Genomic DNA, 23,581 nt, shown 5'->3' with positions numbered 1-23,581 from the left:
TCGCTAAAACCTCTCCTTTGCGCAGATATTCTGCTAGCGACAACCTTGCCGCAATTGGATTTAACCCCTGACCAGTTCAAGAGTTTCGCTCACGCCAGATCTTTTTTAGTGAGCTGTTTCACTTACCAGACTACCGCAAATTAGCCATACGTAAGTCGACAATCATTCTTGGTGAAATTGAGATTTCGCCGAGAAAATCACGCGATATCTCCCCTTATGCCCTGTACTACTTCGCATTTGGGGGCGGAATCACGTCATCCAAAATGCCATTGTCCATCGGTGGAAGCGGAGCTCGCAAATCCATTGGCAAGTCTTCGAGCACCCCTGCGCCGTCCTGGTTTTCTGCTGGCTGCGGCGTTTCGATCATCTCGCCGTCGCCGCTCAAGAGATTCGAGCGAGTTCGCCACGAAGCGGTGTCGAGCGGACCGGGATCAATCCAGATGCCCCGGCTATCCAATTGCATCGTCCCCATGTCGAGGTCCAGGCTGCGGCGCAACACCTCGTAGTTGACTGCGACGCCCAAAAAGTCATTCTGAGCGCTGAGCAAACTATCGAGGGCGTTAATCAAGTCTCGAGCGGTCGACGAGTCGAACTTCTGTTGATCCTGGTTCGGCTTCGACGGTTCCTGCAGACGCAACTGCGTTCGTTCGACCTGCGAGATCGCCACTTGGACGGCGGCGCGACGCAGTTCGAAGTTGATCTTATTGACGTCGATCGTACGAATCGTGTCGCGAAGGCCGCGGCAGACGAGATCGCGGAACTCGTAATACTGACGCCGCGTCCGTTCATAGGCGATTTGCGACTCGCGGTAGTTGTTCCGTTCGACCAGCCGCGTCACCGGCGCATCCCATTGCAAGCCGACGCGCAGTCGTCCATTGTCGGAATTAAACTTCACCGGGTTCGTCCCCAGGTTGCCGATGTCGCCCGAGAAGACGACGTCGAGATCGGCTTCCAGGTCGTTGGCGAAGAAGCCGATTTGCCGCCACGAGTCGACCAGCGCCGCTTGGGCGTTCATCCAGTCGCGGCGATTCGCCCGGGCGATGTCGAGCGCCTCTTCGGCCGAAATATCGACTTCGGTCAGCGTGATCGATTCGGTTCTGGCTCGCGCCTGAACCAGCGACAAGCCGAGGACATCGGAAATAAGGGCCGAAATCTCGCTTGGCGCCTGGCCGAAGACTTCGGCTTGCGCCCGCTTGAACAACTCCTGCGGGGTCAAGTTCGGCGCGTCGACTTGCAGCTTCTCGATGTCGGCGATCAACTTATCAAGCGTTTCGCCATGCAGGGCGAAATCTTCCTGCAAATCGACTTGGATCGCGTCCAGCTGATCGGGCAAACGGGTCAGGCGTCCAGTGCTAAGCACGCCGTTGGTGACCGACTCTTGCGTGGTCGGCTTGCCGTTCTGCGTTCCGTATTCAGCCAATTGCCGCTGAATCTCTTCTAGCTCGGTGACCCGCTGCGGCAACATCTCGCGCAGACCATCGACGTCTTTCGCGACCAGCGGCGCGAACTCCGAGGCGACGCGGCCCCGCAATTCTTGGATCTGTCGCAACTTCGCCACGATCCCGGCGAAGGTCATTTGCGACTCTTCGTTCCAAACCAGCTCCGGCTCTAGTTGCTGCAGCGGATCGAGCTCTGCCGCAGTTGGGTCCGGCAACATGCCGATGATCGATTCGCCAAGTTCGATCTGCAGATCGGTCAGCTGATTTTGCACGCGCGTAAACGCCGGCTCGATCAGATTGAATTGGTTGAAGAAGGGATCGACGTCCAAGTTGACCGGCAATTCCGGCGGCAATCCGAGATCGATCTTGTAGAGGTCCAACCGGTTCGCAAATGACGCCCGATTGGCAAGGAGCGAGCTTTGTTCGCGGAAGAGGGCCTGACGCGTCAGTTCCACTTGGAACGAGTCGATACGCCCCGCTTCGAAGTACGATTCGAGCTGCGTCAAACTGCTCCGCAGCCCGGCGATGTTCGATTCCTGGTTACGAATGTTTTGCTCGGTCTGCAGCAATCCCATGTAACCGCCGGCCGAGAACGAACCGCTGGCGCCGACGCTCGGAAATCCGATTCCGCCTGCCGCTGGTCCCGGCCCGGCCGAACGCCCAGCGACGATCTCCAGGTAGAACCCGCGCTGAAAACGTTCCATCTGACGAACATTCGCGAGCAGATCTCGTTCCGATTGCGTCAGCTGTTCAAGCACGACCCGTCGACCGCCGCCGCGCAATAGCGGCTGCACCAGCGAGAAGTCGATTAGCGAGTTGACCGAATGCGTATTTGGTCCGGAGAATTCCCACACCAGCTGGTTTGCGAAACCAACCACCAGTTCGCCGCCGGGGGCGAACAGCTTTTCCATTTGGATGCCGCGCGTGTTGGCTTGCAGTTCGCTCGACGAACGAGAGCCGCTGCGCTGCGGACCATCGGCGGTGAAGATCGTTTCGTACCCGCCAAAGAACTGCGCGTCAAAGCGGAATCGCTGGAAACTGACGTTGAGTGCGGAGAGATACAGGTCTTCCAGCTCGGTCTGGTAATCGCGCGAGTTGAGCCGCGCCAGTTCGACGACGCGATCGTCGTTGAGCGTCAACGTGCCGTCATGGTTCAACGGCAGAAAGGCGAGCCACGCCGGATTCTCGACCGAGTCGATAACCCCGTTCTTGGTCCACTTCTGATAGTTCTTCTTGCCGTCCACGAAGTACATCAATTCGTTCGACGCGGGATCGTCGAGCGGCTGCGGCGGGAAGTCTTCCGAGTACGGATCGAACATCCGTGATTCCGGATTCGGGTAAACCGAATAGTCCGGCAGCTCCCACCGAGGATCGCTCGCCTTCTGCGCAATCAGGTGATAAGCGTCCGCGTCTGCCTGATCATGATAAAAGCCGCGAGTTCGAAAGCAGCCGGCGACCAAGATCAACCCCAGACAGACGGCCAGCGCTACGGCGCCGCCGCGAGATCCAGGTCGAATCAGGTCTTGATGTCGCTTCATGAAACCATTTCCGTCTTAGGCTGCGCGCTCAGCCGAGGTGGGAGTCTTGGAGGAGTGGGAAGAGGGAGAGACCTGAAGTTGCGTCGCATGACGCAGCGCTTCGGACGCCAGCGGAGTACACTCGTGAGCTTCCTCCAGCTTGCTCCACCGTGCGGCGATGGCCGCTCCGGCGGTATGAATGACTTCGACCCCGGCGTCGGTCAATCGCCACTGCTGACGCCGACGATCGTGCGGGTCACGTTGAGCGTCGATCCACTCGCGTTGGCGAAGTCGTTCGACGATCGCACTGATTTGCGCCGGCGAAACCGCCAAGCGATCGGCCAATTGACGCTGCGATGGAGGATTCGCCACGTCGTCATAGGCGGCCAGGACCAGGAATTCGTTTTCGCTCAGTTGGGCGTCTGAAAGCGCTTCCGCCAGCGCCCGGCGGACCAATCGGTCGAGCCGGCCTGTCGATTCGGCCAAACGAGCGAAGATTCGCCAGCGACTTGCGGCGTTTTGTTCGGCATCCATGCCGTTCCCTTTCGCAATTCGAAAGCCGCCGGCCGACTTGCCTGCGACTGCGGATCGTATGAATCATTCCAGATGAAACGATTCCCTGTGGGGATGATTCGTCCCCGAAAGCGTCGCCACTTGAATCATTCAGCGGGAAATCGTCTGCGGCCTGTACCGACTTCGATAACACCCCAGCAGAGACCAAACCCTTCCATGTGGGGGACCCTGGTGCCAAAGTTGGCCGAAAAGACCGGCACTCCGCGACGGAAGTGCTATGTTAGAAAGAGGTTAGGAAACCAGAAAGGCACAGACAAACTTGACTGCCCATTTTTCCTAGTCTATTATCGACCCATCCTATGCGCCTGCGATTTCCGCAGAATTTGCGCGTCGGCGGCGACATAGGAATTAAACTAGAAAGACTCGTCACCTTTTGACGGCGTCGCTTGCGATCCCCAATAGGCTTTCTCCTCCGCTCAAGCCAAAGACCTGACATGACCATTTTCTACATCGTGATCGCGGTGCTGGTGCTGCTGTTTGGGATCTTGTCGTATCTCAACTTTCAGACTTGGCATATCGTCACCGTGCTAGCGACGTTCTCCGCGTTCTTCGCCGCGTTTGCGTTCATGGTGCTGAGCGCTTTGGTTTTGAAGACGCAAGCCGCCTGGCGAGCCGACTATCAAAGTAAGACCGAAACGCACGCGCGTCTCGAAGCGGAAGTGAAAGCGCTGGAAACCGGCGTCGCGATCAACGAACAGACCGGCCGCATCGTTTCGAACGACGAACCGTTCGCTTCGGTCCTGACCGCCAACGCCGAACTGAAACGAGTCCTGCACAATCGCGGTCGCGTTTGGCGCGGTTGCCAGGCAGGTCAATTGGCGCAAAACTCGATCGACGTGGTGATGCCGGCGCGTCAGCCCGATCCGACCAATCCGATGGCCCCGGCGCCGTCGCAAGATCGTTCGCTCGCCGTCGATACGGTCGTTTACGCGTTTGGTGAAGTTCCTCGTCCGAACGGCATCGTGCTGCCAGGCGTTTATCTGGGCGAATTCATCGTCACGACGACCAACTTCCCGACCGTCTCGCTGGAACCGGCGCTGCCGCTCACGCCGCAACAAGCGGCGCTGGTCAGCAAAGGGGGAAGCTGGACGCTATACGACCAAATGCCGACCGACAACCGCGAAATCTACGCCGAAATGGAACAACCCGAAGTCGATCGAATCATCGACGATACGTTCAATTGGGGCGGCGGCGATCCGGCTGTCGCAGCCATGTTGAAGGATCAATTCGCCCGCACCGGCAAGACGGCCGATCCGAACGATCCGCCGGCCACCGTCTGGAAACGAGTGACCTTCCTGAAAGATCTCTCGGTCGACGTCGACTCCGATTCGGACGTCACCGGCCCGCGGGAAAACTTCGAGTCGGCCACCGGCCTGGCGGTCGCTCCTGAACTGAAACAGGGCGCCGCGACCGAATTCAAGCAAGGGGACACCACTTTGCTTGACGCGACCACCGCCGCCGAGTTGTCTGCGGACGGTACCGTGAAGATCGAAGAAGACGTCTACCTCCGCCCGCTGCACGACTTCAGCAGCGAGTTCCGCTTCGCCTACTCGATGCTCAACAGCGTCCGCGATCAGATCGCCGCTTACCAGGGAGAAATCACCCTGACCGACGCCCAGATCACCCGGACCCAGGAAGTGACGCAGCGTCGCGAGGCGCTCGGCATGTCGCTCGACAATGACCTGAACAACGTCACCAACGAGCTGGAACAGATCACGGCCTTCAACGACAAGATGGAAGCTCACCTGAAAACGGTCCTGGCCGAAGTGAGCCGCACCTATCGCTCGGTCCAGACCCTGCGAGAAAAGCTGGTCGAAACGCAAGAGAAGTTGAAGTCGGAAATCGACTCGCGTCTGACCGCCGACGAGCAGCAAACGACTCTCTAAGCTGGGTGCCGGTTGCCACGTCTTCGTGGCAATGATTGTGGGCGGATCATGATTATTTGAAGGCCCTCTGCGTCACCGTCCTAAGCGTCAGGCCGCACCTCTGCCAAATTGCTGAACGCATTCATTGCCACGCAAAGCCGTGGCAACGGCACCCTTGTTATTCTCGAGTGCTATCACCCACCCCGCTCGCCCCTCCCTAGGGGCGAAATCTGCTCTAGGTCGGCGCTGTGCGGCCTGTTAAACTGGCCCGCTGCGGAAGCCTCTCCCCCGATGCGCCTTCCGCGTCGCAGCGACAGGGATGTTCGTTGTGACCGCAAGCAACATGTGCACGTTGGTACGCCTCGAATGAAGAACGGAATCTTCGCCGCCGCGGCCCTGGCCTTGGTCCAATTCACGGTCGCCGCTCAGGCTCAAGCTCCCGTCGTCCCCGCTAGTCAAGTCGCCCCGCAGCGCGCCCCGGCTCCTCCCCAGATGCCGACGCCGCAATGGGTCGCCGAATTGACTCCGCAGCACTTGAAGTACCTGGACGACATTCTCGGCTACTGGGAATTCCGCAGCAGCAAAGTGCAGCAGTACGAATGCCAGTTCCATCGCTGGGAATACGACTCGGTCTTTGGACCGCCGCAAGATCACAAGACGTACGCCGCCGGCGAACTGAAATATGAAAACCCGGACAAGGGAAGCTTCCAATTGTCGGAACTGCGCGAATACCGCGCTCCGCAACAGCCGAACCAGCCGCCGACCTACGAACCGGTCCCCGGCGACTTCCTGGAACATTGGGTTTGCGACGGCAAATCGATCTTCGAGTTCAACGCTCCGAAGAAGCAGCTGATCGAACGTCAGCTGCCGCCGGAACAGCAAGGGCAAGCGATCAAGAACGGTCCCCTTCCCTTCATGTTCGGCGCCAACAAAGAAGAGATCAAAGCTCGCTACTGGCTCCGCGTCACCACGCCGCCGGGTAACGACAAAGAGTACTGGATCGAAGCGTGGCCGAAATACCTGGAAGATTCGCAGAACTTCCATCACGTCGAAATCGTGATCGATCAGGCCGAGTTCCTGCCGTTTGCGATTCAGGTCTTCGATCGCAACTGGAACCCCTACGCCCAGCCGCCGGTTCATACCCGCACCGCGTATGAGTTCAAGAATCGCAAAACCTTCTCGCAAGGCGACTTCGCCTTGAACGTGCAGCAGCTGAACCTCTTCCGCCGCGCGTTCTACGAACCGAGCCTGCCGTCGGGCTGGCAGAAGGTGGTCGAGAAACCGGAAATTGCCGCCCAGCCGGGTCAAAACCAATTCGGCGCTCAACAACCAGGCGGCGTGCAGAACGTTCCGCTCGGTCTGGCCCCCCGCGGCCCGAATCAACAAAACGGCATCCCGCGCTAAGCCGCGCCACACTAGCCCGCAGCGCAAGCAAGGGACTGCGGCAGGCCAATACAACAAACGTCGAAGGCCGAATGACGAACTGCTCGTCATTCGGCCTTTTCTCGTTTCCGTAACCACACTTCCAGTGACGCGCGAGCGGAATGAAAACAGCGATTCGTCCGGCCGGGCTTCGCCTGCGACCGAGATGCGCTAACCTGGTATTCATGCTGAATTCTCCAGGATTTCATTGAGGCAAGCGATGTTGAAGGGTCATTCTGCCGGTGTGAGTTCCCCCCTCGCAGAGATTGGCCCAACATGCTCTCGTTTCTGTCGCGCTTCCGCAAACGCCCTGCTCCTATCACCAGCCCTCCGTGGTTTGAAGAAGAGGACGCCCTCGATCAAATCGACCAGAAGCGCGCTCGGGGTGAGATTTCGGATGCCGAATGCGAACTGCTCCGCAAATGGGCGACTGACGGCTACGTCGTTCTCGACAACTTAGTGCCGGAAGCCGATATCGATGGGATGAACGCCTTCCTCGAATCAACCATTACGGCCTCCAAGCCGATTCCCAGACTGTCGTATCTCGGCGTCAAACTGGAACCGGACTCGCCTCCAATAGCGATCTCGCACGAAGAGTTGCTGAAACGATTCACGCCCGAGCAGCGAGTCGAGATGTTGGCCCGCTCGAATTGGCGCATCCACGGCTTTCACGAATTCGATGCAAACACGCGGAGGATTTTCCGCAGCCCGGCAATTCGCGCGCAGTGTTCCCTTATCATGGGGCGCCCGGCCAAGCAGTTCGCCAGCATCAACTTCATGTACGGCAGCGCCCAGAAGCTGCATCAGGACATCGGCGTCTTCCATATCATTCCTCGCAACTACTTGATCGGGGTCTGGATTGCGTGCGAAGACATCAGCCCCGACTGCGGTCCCTTGGAATACTATCCCGGATCTCATCGCAGCGGCTGGTACGAGGGATTCGACAATTATCCGCAAACCAATCTCCGGACCGCGGCGCCGGAACATCAGGCCGGCTACCATCGATTCGTCGCCGAAGAAGCGCTCAAATACGAACGACGGACTTTCTGCGCCAAGAAGGGGCAAATCCTTCTCTGGCACGGCCAGCTAATCCACGGCGGCGCCGAAGTCTTGAAACCGACGACAACCCGCAAGTCGCTGGTGATTCACTACGTCACCGAAGGAGTTGAAAAGTCGAGCGAAGTAGTCGGTCCGTTCAATTGGTAGTCGCTCGCCAAGCTTTCTCCACTAGCCTGCAGCGCATGCAAGGAATGCGGTCGACAAACGGCGAATAGTCGAACCGCCAAAAAAGTTTGCCACCGCAGTTTCAGTCCAGTAGATTGGCATCGCACCGACCGATTTCTTCGCGCGGACCTGTCATGCCAAAGGAGAGAGCCATTCGTACTCCAGCACTGCTACTGACTTTGTCGCTCATTCTGTTCGCATCTTCCGCGGCTCACGCTCAATGGGGCTCACTTACCGGCAAGTTCGTCGTGAAGGGAATGACTCCGCCGCCGCTGCGACTGAAGGTCGACAAAGATGTGGAAGTCTGCGGCAAGAAGCCGATCTTTGCTGAGACGTTGCTCGTCGGACCCAACGGCGAACTCAAAAACGTCGCGGTCTGGATCACCCCCGCTCGCGGCAAGTCGGCGCCGGAACCGCACCCCAACTATTTGCAGCTCGCCAATGTTCCGATCAACGTCGACAACCTGGCCTGCGTGTATACGCCGCACATGGAAGTAATCTGGACCAAGCGTCCAGTCCACTTCCGCAATCAAGATCCGATCGCCCACAACTTCAGCGTCACGGGGTTCAATACGACGTTCAACGTTCTCGTGCCGCCCGATGGCGCCCACGTCCAAACGTTCGAAAAAGAAGAGAAATCTCCCATTCCGGCCGCGTGCACGATTCATCCCTGGATGAAGGCGCAGCTGCTGGTTCGCGATTCTCCCTACGCCGCAGCCAGTGATGACAATGGCGCTTTCACCATCGCAGACTTGCCGGCCGGCAAATGGGAATTCTCGTTTTGGCATGAGGCTGGCGGCTATTTAAAGAATCTCAAAATCGGCGACGAGAAGACCGACCGCAAAGGGGTCTGCGAAATCACGATTGAGCCCGGCAAGATGACCGACCTGGGACAGATCGTCATCGACGCAGGCGATTTGAAGTAAATCGTTCGCACAGGCGCACTTCACGAAAACCTCCTAACAGAGGACGCCCCACGCAATGGATTTACCACCCCAAGTCCAGGCCCTGATCGACGCAATCTCGGCCCTGCCCGGCGTCGCCGGTTGTTTTTGTTCTCCCAAGCCGTTGATGGACGTCGCGCCGGACGACCTCTCGCTGCCAGGCGAGTACGGCGACCTGCCGCAAGTGGCGATTCGCCGTACCGGCGGCGGTCTCGAGGATGAGGTCCTGCTGCAGATCGAGATTATCTTCGATCGCTCGGCCGGCGCGTGGCTCAGTTTAGAGTTTCTGGCCTGGTGGGTGCGCGACTGGGCGCGAAGCGATCATCCGATCCAAATGCGGCCGATGGCGCTGCCGCCAAAGGGATACGAAATTCAGCTGGGTCGCACGTTGAAGTTCTTTATCGAGTACTTCGTCATCGAAGAGGACGATAACTACGCCAAGACGCTGCAGATCGCCGGCGAGATCGCTGATTCCATTACGTCCTGCGCCCAGCTCTATGCGGAGTGTTTCGCCAACCCGGCGGAGTTTACTGGGGATGTGGAGAACATTTAACCAGTCGGGCGCGTTGAAAAGCCGGATTGGGACAAGTCGCGCAATCCGAGATTTCCACCCGCATTCCCTTGCTTGCGCTGCGGGCTAGAATGGGAGGCTACTTACGCTTCCAGCTTCGGGGCGAGGGTTGGTTGCGGGTCGTCGCCGGAGGAATGCACTTCCTGTTCGACCTCTTTCTTGGCGCCGCAACCGCAAACGCCGGTGCTGCGACTGGTCGAAACTGGTCGGACTGGACGCGGCGCGACTTCCAGTTCGGTCTCGATATCGTCCTCCCGGCCATGATCGTCAACGCCGTTGGCGCCCAAGCTGCGGATCACCCAATTTGACGAACCGGTCTTTACCAGGACCAGCGGCCGGCCCCAACCGTCGACCCCATCCTTGAGCAGCTTCCCCTCGTCTCCTTCAAAGTCGGCGCCAAAGATTTCGAGATTGGCGACCAGCTCTTCGACCGTATCCCCCGGCACGCGATCGTTGCCGTCCCGATGGATCAGAACGTTGATCTCCATGTGACTCAGGGCCCGTCTGGTTTCGGACCGTTTATTAAAATCAGGCGAAGCGCCGGTGGTCCCCGGCAGGAGCATTGCCGCGAGGAACATTAGAAAGGCGAACGCCAAGCTAAGTCGTACCAAGATCGCCATGAGTCGTCTCCCCGATCGCGCAGTTGAGAAGAAGAGGTCGAACGGACATCCGTCAGCCTACCTCCTTTGCCGGACGCTGCCTAGTTTTTTGTTGGGAGGAGACGTAACCAGCCCGAGGCGCGAGCCGAGGGAATCAGCGGCGTTATTCCAACGCATTTGGTCCGCACAGCGGACCCTACATCCCATAGGTGTTTGGATTGAAGTTGGCCAGGAATTCTCGTCCCTTGTGCATCATGTAGGCCTCGTGCGGGCCGATGGGGCGATCAGTTCCTTCGCTGCCGTAGAAGGTGGTCGTGCGAAGATCAGCCACAGCGACGCCGGGGAGACCGTCCTGTCGACGCACCACGGCGATCAGGCGAACGTCGCCGAAGAAGTAACCCAGCTTGATCACCTGGATCACGTGGTACCCTTCCGCTTGAAGCCGCGCGGTGAGCGAATCGGCCAGCTGCTTTTGCGCCTCTTGCCATTCGGCCGGCTCCGATTCGAACACATCCTGGTGCTCGGCCTGCCATCCGGCGAACGCCGCGTAGGCGTCTTCCGGCTTCCAGGGAGTCAGATCGGCGGCGAAGCTGTGCGTCAGCGGGCCGACGATCCCCAACGATTGAAAACTGCCGGCCGGCATGTGGTAGGCGTAGCGGAACAGATAGCAGTTCTGCAGATCGTCATAGCCAGGCCAGGCCAGTTCGCGCTCATCAATCAGCTCGATCTCGTGCGGCGGTAGGCCGAATTGCGTCTCCTGCGACAGCCAGAGGGCGAGTTCCCCCTCGGCGCGAGCGACCGGCGACTTGAACTCCTCTTCGATCGCGTCGAGCCCGCCGGTCTCTTCGGCGAACTTCAGCGCGCGGAGGCGAACGACCGGGTGCTTGGCCATCTCGGCGAGATGCTTGGTCCCTTCTTCGACGCCCAAGCGGGCCAAAGCGGCCGCTGCTTCGCATTGCAGCTGCCGATGGCTGAGTTGGAGCACCTGATTGAGCTTGCCGATGGCGTTTTTGTCTCCGATCAGCGCCAGCGCGTCGCAAAGCGAGACCGCCAGAGCGACCCCTTCCGACACCTGAGTACGCATCAATTGCAGTTTCTCCGGGGTCAGCTCCGCATTTTCTTCCAACTGCCCCAGCCGCGTCGTGATCCCGCCCAAGAGGTCGATCAGCTGGTTGCTGACGTCGGCGGCCGGGTGCTGCTGCAAGCGTCCCGAGCGAAACAAAAAGTTGGAGAGATCCAAAACGAGAGCCGCGACGCTGAGGTGCTGCAGTGCGGCGAGGAGGCGCGGATAGAGGGCCTCGGCGTTGAAATCGCCATGTCGTAGGAGGGGCGCAAAACCGACGGCGGCGGCCGCAGTGCGGCTCGGCGGATCGTCCGCGATCAGGTCGGCGAACTCCTGGAGCGCTTCAACCGTCCCGTTGGCGGTAAGCCACGGGAGTAACAAGTGCCGCAACGGGTGACTATCGCCCCAGCGGCGATAAAGAGCGGCAATCCGCGGAATCAGCTCTTCAGGGAGCTCCGGATCGTCGCGGAGCCGCATCGCGATCAGGTTCAGCGCGGCGTCGAGCATTGCGCGGCGCTGCGGCGACAGCTCCCCTTCGAGGTGCTCCAGCGCATGAAAGATGGCGGCGATTTCGAGTTCGTCGGCGACCGCGATCCAGTGAAATCGATGGGGATCTCCACTGCTCGGACCGTCGGTTGGGAGCGTACCGGAGAGATGCAAAAGGAAATCGTTAAGGCGGTCCGACATGAATGCTGCGAGGGAAAAACGATGCGAAGGAAGCGAGACGATTTCTGTAGTGTAGTTGGATCTTGATTGGGCTACGACCACCAAAAGCGCGACTCGCAAAGCGTCTTCTTGGATCAAAGTTGGACGTTCGAGGTCGCTTCACGAGAAATTTCTGAACAATTCGTAATCCAAGTACGATAATTCACCTTGACGAAAAACCTGCGAAATTGATTCAATGCGCGGACACGAATGTTGTGACGCGTTTAGCGAATCGCAAACTGCACAAGCGATCGCCAAAACTCAAACGCAGAACTTCGTCGTGAAGCACGTCCTCAAGACTACTGATCGAATCGAGGCGCCGTAGGACGGACGGCCGAACGCCAACTGCCGGCAGCATCGATTCGTTTATTTGAACTTCGAATTGCTCCCCCTACCTAGCGCCCAAGGAGCAGTTCACTACAGAAGATGGGCGCTACCACTTGAGGAGCCACGGAGATGGCAACCAAGAAGAAAGCTGCACCGAAGAAGGCCGCCAAGAAAGTCGCGAAGAAATCGCCGAAGAAGGCCACCAAAAAGGTCGCCAAGAAAGCGGTGAAGAAGTCGCCGAAGAAGGCCGCCAAAAAGGTCGCCAAGAAATCGCCGAAGAAGGCCGCCACCAAAAAGGTAGCCAAGAAGTCGCCGAAGAAGGCCGCCAAGAAGAAGGCGAAAGCCCCGGTCGCTCCGGCTACCCCCGCCTAACGCTTAACGCGACAGGCTAAGATGCGGCCGCAAGGCCGCATTTAATCAAGCAGTTCCCCACCCGGGAATGCCCGTTACGACGAGACAGGCCGGGCCGCTATCCCGCTTTTCAGCGAGGTTACGGCTCGGCCTATTTTTTTGCGCTTCAACGACTTAGGCTCGCCTACCGCTAATTTTGCCGATTGTCGCTAGCGACCGACTGGGGTATCTTAGAGGGCTTATATTTCAAGCACGCAGCCCTTGACAGTAGAGCTTCCCTTGTCCCAGATGGCTGATATCAAGTACGCCGACATGGCTCTGTCGGCCGAAATGAAGGCCGCCCTCGCCGCGGCGCGATACGTTCAACCCTCCCCAATCCAGGCCGCCATCATCCCTCTGGCCCTTGAGGGAAAGGATGTGCTCGGCCAGGCTCGGACCGGTACCGGCAAAACCGCCGCCTTCGGCATTCCGATCATCGAAGGCCTGGAGCATGGCCCCCACTCGCGCAACCCCCAGGCCCTGATCCTGACCCCGACCCGCGAATTGGCGGTGCAAGTTCGGGACGAACTGGCCAAGCTCGCCCATGGCCAGCGGGTCAACGTAGTCGCGATCTACGGCGGCAAACCGCTTCGCTCGCAAATCGAAAAGCTGAAGCGAGCTCCTCACATCGTGGTCGGCACCCCGGGACGGGTAATCGACCTGATGACCCGCAAGGCGCTGAACCTTGAGATGCTGCGGATCGTCGTTTTGGACGAAGCGGACCGGATGCTCGACATCGGCTTCCGCCCCGACATCGAAAAGATCCTCCGCCGCTGCCCTGATAGCCGCCAAACGCTGCTTCTTTCCGCCACCGTTCCGCCGTCGATCGAAAAGCTGGCCCAGCGGTACATGCGCGACCCGGAAAAGGTCGACTTCTCCCCCACCAATATCTCGGCCGAGACGATCGAGCAGCGGTATTTCACCGTCGATCAATCCAAGAAGTTTGATCTCCTGGTCGAGCTCCTCCGTCGCGAACAACCCCGCAAGTCGATCGTCTTCTGCCGGACCAAGCGCGGAACCGAGCGAATCACCCAGCGTCTGGCCAAGAAGACCAAGCTGGTCCACTGCATTCACGGCGATATGCAGCAAGGAGCCCGCAACCGGGCCCTCACCGACTTCAAAGCGGGCAAATTTCGGGTCCTGGTCGCCACCGACGTCGTCGGCCGCGGCATCGACATCTCGGACGTCTCGCACATCATCAACTACGACATCCCGGAATTCTCGGACGACTACGTCCACCGCGTCGGCCGTACCGGCCGCATGGGGAAAGAAGGGATTGCGTTTACTTTCGTCACGCCGGAAGAGGGGAACGAGCTGACCCGCATCGAGATTCGGATCGACAAGCTGTTGATCCGCGACGAGATGGAAGGGTTCCAGCCTTACGAACGAACCGATGTCGACACCGGCCCTGGTCCGGCGGCGACGGCGATCGGCCCCGATGGCGAACGCGAAGTCGGCATGGTCGTCGACGCTCCGAAGTCGGAGCCGCCCAAAGGCCCGAGCGGACGCGGCAAACGGTATCGTCGCGCTCTCTAATCGGCGAGCGCTGCTGCGACTTTCGCACGCTGCAGCGCGTCGATTTCTTGCAATCGATCGCGTCAAAGTCCAAACTACGAGGACGACGGGACGAATGGTCAGACGTCGCTGCGGCGTTTGACTTGGGAGCAGGAGCTTTTCGGCATGGGCATGTTTGACTTTTTGTTTGGCCCCTCCAAGCAGGAGCGCTTCGCCCAACTCTTGATGGATCGCATTCGCCAGGCAGGCGAAACGAAGGAAATCGTCTTTCACAAAGAAGAGTTCCAGCTCCGCTTCTACGAAAACGGCGAAGAGGCCGGCGTCGCCAACCTCAATAACCTCTACGCCGAGTACTGCAGCATCGCGAAAGCGGACCGCAATGAGTTCCTCTCCCAGGCGACCCGCGCCCTCCTCTCCTACCGCAAGGAAGTCCCCGAGGACTTTGAAGACGCGCGGCACGACGTCCGCCCGGTGGTACGGAGCAAAGCCTATTTCGAGATGCTCCGGCTTGAACAGCACTTTCGCGGCGGCCCCCCGCTCAACCTGCCCTACGTCGACGTCGGCCAGCATCTGCTAGCAGCGCCGGTCTACGACCTGCCGGAATCGATCCGCGCGATCGACCAGGAACTGCTCGATACCTGGGGGGTCTCGCTTTACGAAGTGATGGAGATCGCCAAACAGAACCTCGAGGACGCCGAGTTCGTCGTCGGCGTGGTGGGCGAAAAGCTGTATGCGTTGGCGAGCGGCGACAGTTACGACGCGGCTCGCATGCTACTGATCGATCATATCCTGGAGTTCAAGCTGGAAGGGGATCCGGTCGCCGTCGCTCCCAATCGCGATTCGCTGATCGTCGTCGGCAGCGACGACGAAGACGGCCTGGCGATGATGCTCGACCTGATTGAGCAGTCGATCTCCGACCCGCGGCCGATCAGCGCCATTCCGGTCCGTTTGATCGACGGCGAGTGGGAAACGTGGCTCCCGCCCCAATCGCATCCCCTCTACCGACGCTTCCGCGAGTTCGAGGTCCAATCGCTCCTCGGCGAATACGAAGAGCAGAAAGCGATGCTCGAAGGGGTCTTCGAGGAAGAGGGAATCGATCTCTTCGTCGCCTCCTACACTGCGATCCAGCGGAACGAGAGCGGCGAGATCTTCACCTACTGCGTCTGGACCCGCGACGTGAACGGACTGCTGCCGAAGACCGACTTCGTCCTCTTCGGCGATCCTGGCCGCCTGGGAACGGTCGCCTCGGCGACGTGGGACAAGGTCGAAGCGATCGTCGGCGATCTGCTGGAAGACCTGGAAACCTATCCGCCGCGGTTCCGCGTCAGCGAATTCCCCAGCGAAGAGCAGATCGAGAAGCTGGGACATGACGAGCGGATAGGCGCTTAGGCAAACGCTGATACTAGCCCGAGGCGCGAGCCGAGGGAGTGTGGTCGCCGTCACCGATAAAGCTTCTATTCCGCTCGGGCCGCAAATTGGCGTTCATCGCCCTAACGCTTGGTAGCCGCATTCCCTCGGCTCGCGCCTCGGGCTAGTATTTCACACGCGCCAAATACTACATTTCGCGAAAATACCGCCGGAACTCTCCGGCGATGAAGAACGACCCGGCCACGCAGAGCAGATCGTTTTCGTCCGAAGCGGCGATCGCGTCGGCGAACGCTTGTTGCGGGTCGTCGACGAGATGGCGAATCACGCTACGACGTCCGGTCGGATATTGCACCGCGGCCGCTTCTAGTTCGGCCGGATCGATCGCGCGGGGATTGGTTGCGTAGCGGGTAAACCAGATCTCATCAAAGTGCGGTAAAAGGAGCCGCAGGATCTCGCGGTACTCTTTGTCGCTAGAGAGGGCGAGCACGAGTCGACGACGATCGACCGGCAAGTCGTTCAGCACGTCGACGAGCGCCGAGATCGACGCGTCATTGTGCGCCGCGTCGACGTAGATGACCGGCGAATCGGCCAGACGCTCAATCCGGCCCGGCAATACCGCCTCGGTCAAGCCGCGACGAATCGCTTCATCGCTCACCGAGAAGCCGCGCGACTCGAGCGTTTTGGCGACCATGATCGCGACGGCGGAGTTTCGCATTTGATGTTGGCCCGCCATACGGCAACTCAAACCGGTCAGCGCCCCGCTCTTTTCCGCGAACTGCCAGGTCACGTCGAACGTCCGCTCGCTGGTCGGTTCGACAGCGAAGTCGCGACCGATCTCGACTAGTTGGGCGGCATTTTGATCGGCGATTTGCTCGATGACCGCAGCCGGCTCCGGTTGATCGACCCCGGAGACGACCGGCGTCTCACTTTTGATGATCCCCGCCTTCTCGCCGGCAATCTCGGCCAGTGTGTCGCCCAGCAGCGCCATGTGATCGCGGCTGATCGTCGTAATGACCGAAACGAGCGGACGGCAAATGTTGGTTGAATCGAGACGGCCGCCGAGTCCCACTTCCAAGATCGCCGCATCAACGCCGCGGCGGACGAAGTGGAGCAACGCCATCGCCGTGGTGATCTCGAAATAGGTCGGACCGTCGCCAGAACGTTCTGCGTCGATTTGCAGCACCAGCGGCGCGATCTCACGCACGAGTTGCGTTACGTCGTCCGCTTGGCACGGAGTTCGATTGATCGCGAATCGCTCTTCCAGACGCTCGAGATGTGGCGAACTGAAGAGCCCAACCTGATAGCCGGCCGCTTCCAAAATGGCGCTGAGCGCGGTCGCCGTCGAACCTTTTCCCTTGGTCCCCGCGATATGAACGATCTTCAGCTGATCGACCAGGTTCCCGAGCAGCTCGTTCAGACGCCGCATCCGGGCGAGATGAAACTGCGGGCTGCGATACGGAATCACCGCCGATCGCTCGTAGTTGATACGACTCAGCAGAAAGCTGATCGCCTCGTCGTACGAGCGAATCTCAGGAGTCGCCAATTCGACGCTCGGGGGCGATGCTGCAGGTTTTCCGTCCATTCGCTTGAGTTTACTTCCCCGGCCGCAATATGTCGTTGGGATGAGACCACAGAAGAGGGGCCAAGAAACAAAAAAGCCGGTTCGGCTGCGGGAGGCCTAAACCGGCGAGGATCTCAGCGGAGTTCTGTCGGAGAGTGCGGAGAGACGCTACTTCGGGAAGGGTTCACGTCCAGGATTCTGATGGGCTTCTAATGCACAAGCCGTGCCGAACCCGCACAGAAATCCTTTCAAATCAACACATCTCCTTGTCTTAAAAACAGTTACAACAAATCACTCAATTCTGAGCCTGTCGTTTGTTTGTAAATGTTGCATTCTCCCAGCAGCGAGCTTTGTAATCGTTGCATCCCCTACAAGCTGGTGCGGTCAGTTACCTCGCCCCCAGCTCGGGTCGAAAGCGACTGCCAAGCGGTGAGATCGATCGTCTCTGACACGCGGGAAACCGACCCGTCCATGAACGAGACGTTCACAATCCCCGGGTGATAGCTGCGAGCCGTGACGGCAGCAACCGTCGGCGGGTTGGAGGTGGCCGTAACGTTCTTCTCGCGATTATTGGTGAAGTCGAGCGCGCGATCTTTGCCGTCGCTTCCTTTGAACATCGTGTTCGGCGGGAAGAAGGTGGTGAAACCGCTGTGATGCGCGTGACCATCGACCCATTCGGTATGCCCCGAATCGCGCGTGACGCTGTCGACAATCCCATTCATGTACGAGAGCTGCGTGCTGAGCGACGGCATCGTCTTGTCGCTGTAGGTCGAGGTATCGCGATCGTACAGCGAGTAGGCGCGGGCTTCGCTGAAGGCCAGCGTGTTGCTGGTTCCGTCGGTGATCGCGGCCATGTTGGTGCACTTTTCGACCGTGAAACCCCCTTCGCCCCCTCGCGCGCCGTCCCAGACGACCCAGCGTCCTTGATTGACGACGTAGCTCAGCGGGTAGTGCTCCGGATTTCCGCTGGAATCGTTGCGGGTCCGATCGTTCACTTCCGACGGGCAAAGCAGCGCATCGACTCGCAAAGCCGGCAGCCGACGATTGTCGGTACCGAAGCGAACCGTATCCTTCGAGCCGACAAGGTATTGGTCATACGGAATATGGAACTCGATCGCGTTTTGCAACGAGACCTGCTCGATGTAGGGCAACAGACGAGCCTGAATGGACCAACCGCCAGAGCGTTCCCGCGTCATGGGGAACCGCAAGAAGGTGTCGTGGTAATTGTGGGAAGCGAGCGTCAGCTGCTTCATATTGTTGGTGCACGACATCCGCCGAGCCGCTTCACGAGCCTGCTGCACCGCCGGCAACAACAGAGCGATCAACACGCCAATAATGGCGATCACGACTAGCAGCTCTACCAAGGTAAAGCCTTTCTTGGCCGACTTCTTCATTTTCCGGTCCCCGCGCAATTCAGAAAACACTATTGAAATTGAGAATTTATCTCATTACGTGGATGAGATTATGTATCAATAGCACCGACTGGTCAAGTAGATTCCCTTCCCCCGAGAGAAGTACCACGTAAGGCAAGATAAGAAGCCGGTATAGCCAGTAAGAACGGGCGAATCCGGACAAATCAAAGAAGATCGGGTGAAACATTCTGGCCGGGGAACCTCGTTTCCTTGCGACCAGCCCCGCGGCCATCTATAGTCAACCTTTTACGTCTTCGTCCTTAATCTTCCCCGGACAGGGGCAAAAAAATGGGCGACAGACGGCGAACGATTGCCAGCGGTCGTGCGTAGCGAATGGGTAGAGCTAGCTCTTCTGTCGCTTGCACGCGGCGTCATTCACATCCGATTTATCCTTCTCGCTTCTCCAATTTGGTAGGTTTAGCTCCTCTATGGCGACGACCGAGACCATGGATTCTGCGGCGGCTTCCCCCGCGGCGTCCAATGAAATCGTTATCGAAACTCGTAATCTCACCAAGGTTTACCGCGATTTCTGGGGACGCCAAAAAGTCCGCGCTTTGAAGGCGCTTGACTTGGAAGTGCGTCGCGGAGAGATCTTCGGTCTGCTGGGCCCGAACGGCTCGGGTAAGTCGACCACGATGAAACTGTTGCTCGGGCTCCTCTTCCCGACCAGCGGACAAGCGCTCGTGTTCGGCGAAGACCCCTCGAAGGTGAGCATTAAAGAGCGAATCGGCTACCTGCCGGAAGAATCGTATCTCTATCGCTTCCTCAGCGCCCGCGAAACGCTGGAGTTCTACGGCCGCTTGTTCGACATGCCGGCTTCGGTTCGCAAGGAACGGGTCGACAAGCTGATCGACATGGTCGGCCTGAAGTGGGCCGAGCGTCGTCAGCTGAAGGAATACTCCAAGGGTATGACCCGGCGTATTGGTCTCGCCCAGGCGCTGATCAACGACCCGGAACTGATTTTCCTCGACGAACCGACCACCGGGCTCGACCCGCTCGGTATTCGCGAGATGAAAGACCTGATCCTGCGGCTGCGAGCCGAAGGGAAGACGGTCCTGGTCACCAGCCACCAGCTGGCCGACTTGCAGGACGTCGCCGATCGTATCGCGATCCTGCATCAGGGCGAACTGAAAGAAATGGGACGCGTCGACGCGCTGTTGAAGGTCCGCGACGAAACGCAAATTCGGACCCGCGGCCTTTCGGACGAGGCCAAAGAAGAGATTCGTCAGGTCATTCAGCGTCACAACGCCGAACTGATCGACATCGAGAATCCGACGACCACGTTGGAAGAACTGTTCCTCAGCATCGTTCGCGACAGCGAAGCCCGACCGGGCCGTCGCGCTCGCGTCGATCGGGACGATTCGGCCAACTAACTCTGAGGTTACGTCGGGAGTCGCCCACGCGGCGGCGCTTCTTTCTCTACTTGGCTTAGTTAGGTAAAGCGATTCAATGGGAATCGAAAACGATATTTACACGATGAACGACTGGCTGCTCCCCGGCGCCGATCACTTGGGGGGGCTCGTCGTCTTCTGCTCGGCGCTCGCGATTCTAGCGGTGGTCGGGGCGCTGATGGGGTTCATCGTCTCTTCGATTCGCAACGGCCCGTTCGAAGCGTTCTACGCCGTCGGCCGAACCGCAGTCGAGTCGGTGCCGGAACTGTTGTCGATCTCACCCCGTCGCGTCGGCGCGATGACCTGGCTGGCGTTCCAGGAAGCGATTCGCAAACGCGCATTGGTCGCGTTCGCCCTTTTTATGGTCGTCCTCCTCTTCTCCGGCTGGTACATCACCCCGACGTCGGAATCGCCGGTGCGGCTTTACCTGAGCTTCGTGCTGACGTTCCAAAACTGGCTGCTCTTGCTGATGTGCATCTTGATCAGCGTCTTCAGCCTGCCAGCCGACATCCAAAACAAGACGATCTATACGATCTATACGAAGCCGGTGCTCCACTGGGAAATCTTCCTGGGCCGCTTGTTCGGCTACATCGGCGTCGGCTCGATCATGCTAGTCGCGATGGGTCTCTTCTCGTACGTCTTCCTCTACCGCGGCCTCGACCACACGCATCAGGTCGACCCGCAATCGGTCACCGAACTGACTGCGGTCAATGAAGCGACCGGCCAGAAGGAATTGATCGGCTGGGAAGGGGAAACGACCCTCAACGTCGGTCACCGTCATCCCTTTACTCTCGACGCCGAAGGAGAAGGAGTCACGGCTCGCGAACGTCAGCATATCCATGAAGTGACTCGCAACGCGGACGGCACCTTCACCGTGTCGGGGCCGAAAGAAATGCTTCAGGCCCGCGTCCGCCATCTCGGCAAGATCCGCTTCCTCGATCGCGGCGGCGAACCGGCCGCCAAGGGGATCAACGTCGGTAACGAATGGGACTACTACGGTCACATCGAAGGGGGTACCCTTTCGGCCGCCGTCTTTACCTTCGACATGTCGGAAGACCTGCTGAACGAAGAAGGTCAACTGCCGCTCGAATTCAATCTGCGCGTCTTCCGCACCTACAAAGGGGACATCGTCAGCGGCATTCGCGGTTCGTACTACTTCAAGCACCCGGACCTCGACATTCGTTCGCGAGCGGTTCCGTTCACCGCCAAAGAAGAAGCGGACGACATCCTGGTTTCGCGGTCGCAAGAGAACTCCGACATCGACCCGACGGCGCCGAATCTCGACCTGATCACGGACCTGACCAATGCCGACGGCAAGATGGAACTCTGGATTCAATGCTCGGAACGAGGCCAGTACTACGGCGTCGCCCAGAACTCGGTCTTCATCCTGAAGAGCAACGGCTCGTTCTTCTGGAACTTCGTAAAGTGCTACATCAGCATGTTCTTCCAGATGGTGATGGTCATCACCTTCGGCCTGGTCTTCAGCACGTTCCTTAACGGTCCGGTCGCCGCATTGGCGTCGCTGATCGCACTCGGCTACGGCTACTTCGCCGCGAGCGTCCGTCAGCTGGCGAACGGCGAGTGGTTCGGCGGCGGTCCGATTGAATCTTCGATTCGCCTCTTCAATCAGAAAAACGTGATGGTCGATCTCGACGAAGGCGCTTATGTGTCGGTCGTCAAGTTCATCGACGCTCGTTTCTTCGACGCGCTGCGCGTCTTCGTCAACATGTTGCCGGACTACACGCAGCTCGATACGCATTCCTTCGTCGTCGACGGCTATAACATTCCAGGCGTCGTGATGATTCAACAATTGTTGATCGTCTTCGCCTTTTTCCTCTGCCTGGTGACGACGGGTTACTTCTTCCTGAAAACGCGGGAGATCGCAGGATGAAAAGCGATTCATTTCGTCGCAAGATCATCTACGGCGCTTGTATTGTCGGCTTGCTGATTCTGAACTCCTTTTTGAGTCAGCCTTCGACCGGGCCCGACAGCCCCGGCGGCTTGCTCGCGCAGAAGCGCGCTGAATATCGCATCGCCAAAGCGGAACTGGGCGAAATCGACCCGACCAGCGAGGCGATGCGTTTGAGCATGCTGGGAATGGACGGCATCGCGACGCTGATCCTGTGGAATCAGCTGAACGAATACCAGAAGACCGAACAGTACGATCACGTCAACGCGATCTGCGAACAGATTACTCACCTGAATCCTCACTTCCTGAGCGTGTGGGAATACCAGGCCTGGAACTTGTCGTACAACATCTCGCGCGAGTTCGACAACTATCGCCACCGCTATCTGTGGGTCAAAAAGGGACTCGAGTATCAGATGGCCGGTACGAAGTACAACTTTGACGAACCGAAGCTGATGAACTCGGTCGCCCACTTCTTCGGCATCAAATTCGGCTACGCCGACGAAAAGGCGCAGTACCGCGAGATCTTCCCGGAAGATCATGAGTTCCATGCCGAGATCGACGAGTACCTGAGCAAAGCAGGCTCCAACGTCGAACAAGGCGCCGCCGGCGTCGGCAACAAGCCCGACAACTGGCTCGTCGCTCGCCTTTGGAATCAATGGGCCGATCGTGTGGTCGACACCGGCGCCGGTAAGATCGGCAACGCATCGCCGGCGATCTTCTTCTCCAACGCTCCGAAGCGTTTGATGAGCTTCGCCGAGTTCATCGAGAAAGAAGGTCACATCGGCGATACCGCCCAGACCAACTGGGAAAAAGCCAACAAGGAATGGACCGGCGACTACGGCGATCGCGACTTGCCGACCAGCTGGGGCATCCCGGTCAAACTGAACGACTACGCGCGTCACACCGAAAAGCTGAAAGAGCTGCGGGCCCGCGCTGATGAGTTGATCGGTCCGATCGAAAACGAAATCCGCGAAGCGAAGAAAGCCAAGCTGCCGGAAGATCAGATCGCCGCGTTGAAAGTTCCCGCAATGGAACGATCCGGCGAACAAGAGCTGGCCGCTCGCAAAGCGGAAGAAGCGATTCAACCGCAACTGGAAGAGATCATCCAGAAGATCAGCGATCCCCAAAAGGCGGTCGAAGTTCGCCGCTTGTATCGCGACATCACCGACTACGAGTTCCTGCTGGGGATCATCGACAAGCAGAAGAGCGTCGTCCATTTCGATTACTGGAACACGCGTTCCGCAAGCGAAATGACCGAACGTTCGATCAGGGCGCGAAGCCTGGTTTATCAGGCCAACCAGGCGTTCGAGGAAGCGAACCTGGTCGAAGCTCGCGACCTGTACAACCAGGCCTGGGCGCTGTGGGCGGAGATCTACAAAGAGCACCCGGAACTGGAAGACGACGCTGCGAGCGGCGACTTGTCGGACGAACTGAAAACGTACGCCCAACTGCTTGAACAGCTTGGCGAAACGTTGCCGGCCGACTTCCCGCTGGTGCACCTGATGGAGCTGCATATCGAAGGTTTCCAACGCCCCGCTCCTCCGGCCACGACGCCGAAGGACGAGTCGACCGAAGCGACGCCGGAAGAAGAAAAGCCGGCGGCCGAGAAGCCAGCGGAAGAATCGACCGAAAAACCGGCCGCCGAAGCGAAAGAAGAAGCGGCGACCCCGTCCGCGGAATAGCTTCGCGCAGCAAAAACGCGTATTCTTAAGAGCGGCGGAGTCCAACGACTCCGCCGCTTATTCTTGCGCACGCCGATGCGTTCTCCTCGACTCGCTTTTCTCCT

Annotated in this window: 17 protein-coding genes; 11 read left to right on the top strand and 6 right to left on the bottom strand. The window is 58.9% G+C overall.

Annotation, left to right across the window (positions count from 1 at the left end):
- Window positions 1-226: 226 nt before the first annotated feature.
- Complete coding sequence (locus LOC68_RS18130) at window positions 227-2,977, bottom strand: hypothetical protein (protein ID WP_230221346.1); 2,751 nt, start codon at window positions 2,975-2,977, stop codon at window positions 227-229.
- A gap of 15 nt (window positions 2,978-2,992) precedes the next feature.
- On the bottom strand, window positions 2,993-3,490 hold the full coding sequence (locus LOC68_RS18125) for a MarR family winged helix-turn-helix transcriptional regulator (protein ID WP_230221344.1): 498 nt from the start codon (window positions 3,488-3,490) through the stop codon (window positions 2,993-2,995).
- Window positions 3,491-3,963: 473 nt separating this feature from the next.
- Between LOC68_RS18125 and LOC68_RS18120 the strand changes: the two genes are divergently transcribed.
- The 5 genes from LOC68_RS18120 to LOC68_RS18100 all read left to right on the top strand — a co-directional run bounded on the left by LOC68_RS18120 (window position 3,964) and on the right by LOC68_RS18100 (window position 9,537).
- Entirely contained in the window at window positions 3,964-5,415 is a 1,452-nt protein-coding gene (locus tag LOC68_RS18120) for a DUF5082 domain-containing protein (protein WP_230221342.1), read from the top strand.
- Between the two features lie 345 nt (window positions 5,416-5,760).
- Window positions 5,761-6,798, top strand: coding sequence for a TIGR03009 domain-containing protein (locus LOC68_RS18115; RefSeq protein ID WP_230221341.1), 1,038 nt, complete (start codon window positions 5,761-5,763; stop codon window positions 6,796-6,798).
- Window positions 6,799-7,092: 294 nt separating this feature from the next.
- Window positions 7,093-8,022 (top strand): phytanoyl-CoA dioxygenase family protein, encoded by a 930-nt coding sequence (locus tag LOC68_RS18110; RefSeq protein WP_230221339.1) that lies wholly within the window; start codon window positions 7,093-7,095, stop codon window positions 8,020-8,022.
- A gap of 152 nt (window positions 8,023-8,174) precedes the next feature.
- The gene (locus tag LOC68_RS18105) at window positions 8,175-8,966 is read left to right on the top strand and encodes a hypothetical protein (protein ID WP_230221337.1); all 792 of its coding nucleotides are present in this window, start codon (window positions 8,175-8,177) and stop codon (window positions 8,964-8,966) included.
- Between the two features lie 55 nt (window positions 8,967-9,021).
- A complete protein-coding gene (locus LOC68_RS18100; protein ID WP_230221335.1) occupies window positions 9,022-9,537 on the top strand; it encodes a hypothetical protein in 516 nt (171 codons plus the stop codon).
- A 101-nt stretch (window positions 9,538-9,638) separates the two neighbouring features.
- On the opposite strand, the gene LOC68_RS18095 is transcribed toward LOC68_RS18100, so the two are convergent.
- The gene (locus LOC68_RS18095) at window positions 9,639-10,175 is read right to left on the bottom strand and encodes a hypothetical protein (protein ID WP_230221332.1); all 537 of its coding nucleotides are present in this window, start codon (window positions 10,173-10,175) and stop codon (window positions 9,639-9,641) included.
- A 175-nt stretch (window positions 10,176-10,350) separates the two neighbouring features.
- Window positions 10,351-11,904 (bottom strand): HEAT repeat domain-containing protein, encoded by a 1,554-nt coding sequence (locus LOC68_RS18090; RefSeq protein ID WP_230221330.1) that lies wholly within the window; start codon window positions 11,902-11,904, stop codon window positions 10,351-10,353.
- Window positions 11,905-12,378: 474 nt separating this feature from the next.
- On the opposite strand from LOC68_RS18090, the gene LOC68_RS18085 reads away from it, so the two are divergent.
- The 3 genes from LOC68_RS18085 (at window position 12,379) to LOC68_RS18075 (ending at window position 15,543) form a co-directional block, all read left to right on the top strand.
- Window positions 12,379-12,621, top strand: coding sequence for a hypothetical protein (locus tag LOC68_RS18085; protein WP_230221328.1), 243 nt, complete (start codon window positions 12,379-12,381; stop codon window positions 12,619-12,621).
- Window positions 12,622-12,888: 267 nt separating this feature from the next.
- Window positions 12,889-14,175, top strand: a complete 1,287-nt coding sequence (locus LOC68_RS18080; RefSeq protein WP_230225164.1) for a DEAD/DEAH box helicase — start codon at window positions 12,889-12,891, stop codon at window positions 14,173-14,175.
- A gap of 144 nt (window positions 14,176-14,319) precedes the next feature.
- Window positions 14,320-15,543: a DUF1444 family protein gene (locus LOC68_RS18075; RefSeq protein WP_230221326.1), complete on the top strand. Its 1,224-nt coding sequence runs from the start codon at window positions 14,320-14,322 to the stop codon at window positions 15,541-15,543.
- A 166-nt stretch (window positions 15,544-15,709) separates the two neighbouring features.
- Here the strand turns inward: LOC68_RS18075 and LOC68_RS18070 are convergent, their stop codons facing one another.
- Both LOC68_RS18070 and LOC68_RS18065 read right to left on the bottom strand, forming a co-directional pair.
- Window positions 15,710-17,104 (bottom strand): bifunctional folylpolyglutamate synthase/dihydrofolate synthase, encoded by a 1,395-nt coding sequence (locus LOC68_RS18070; RefSeq protein ID WP_230221324.1) that lies wholly within the window; start codon window positions 17,102-17,104, stop codon window positions 15,710-15,712.
- A 347-nt stretch (window positions 17,105-17,451) separates the two neighbouring features.
- On the bottom strand, window positions 17,452-18,477 hold the full coding sequence (locus LOC68_RS18065; protein ID WP_261360165.1) for a DUF1559 domain-containing protein: 1,026 nt from the start codon (window positions 18,475-18,477) through the stop codon (window positions 17,452-17,454).
- Window positions 18,478-18,941: 464 nt separating this feature from the next.
- Here LOC68_RS18065 and LOC68_RS18055 point away from each other — a divergent pair, with 464 nt between their 5' ends.
- From LOC68_RS18055 to LOC68_RS18045, 3 genes are all read left to right on the top strand, one after another.
- A complete protein-coding gene (locus LOC68_RS18055) occupies window positions 18,942-19,868 on the top strand; it encodes an ABC transporter ATP-binding protein (protein WP_230221322.1) in 927 nt (308 codons plus the stop codon).
- A gap of 103 nt (window positions 19,869-19,971) precedes the next feature.
- The gene (locus LOC68_RS18050; RefSeq protein ID WP_230221320.1) at window positions 19,972-21,777 is read left to right on the top strand and encodes an ABC transporter permease; all 1,806 of its coding nucleotides are present in this window, start codon (window positions 19,972-19,974) and stop codon (window positions 21,775-21,777) included.
- Window positions 21,774-23,477 (top strand): hypothetical protein, encoded by a 1,704-nt coding sequence (locus LOC68_RS18045; RefSeq protein ID WP_230221318.1) that lies wholly within the window; start codon window positions 21,774-21,776, stop codon window positions 23,475-23,477. The genes LOC68_RS18050 and LOC68_RS18045 overlap by 4 nt, the downstream gene beginning before the upstream one ends.
- Window positions 23,478-23,581: the final 104 nt, after the last annotated feature.

This window comes from Blastopirellula sediminis, assembly GCF_020966755.1.
Taxonomy (GTDB): domain Bacteria; phylum Planctomycetota; class Planctomycetia; order Pirellulales; family Pirellulaceae; genus Blastopirellula; species Blastopirellula sediminis.
This window is presented reverse-complemented; position numbering and strand designations above follow the sequence as displayed.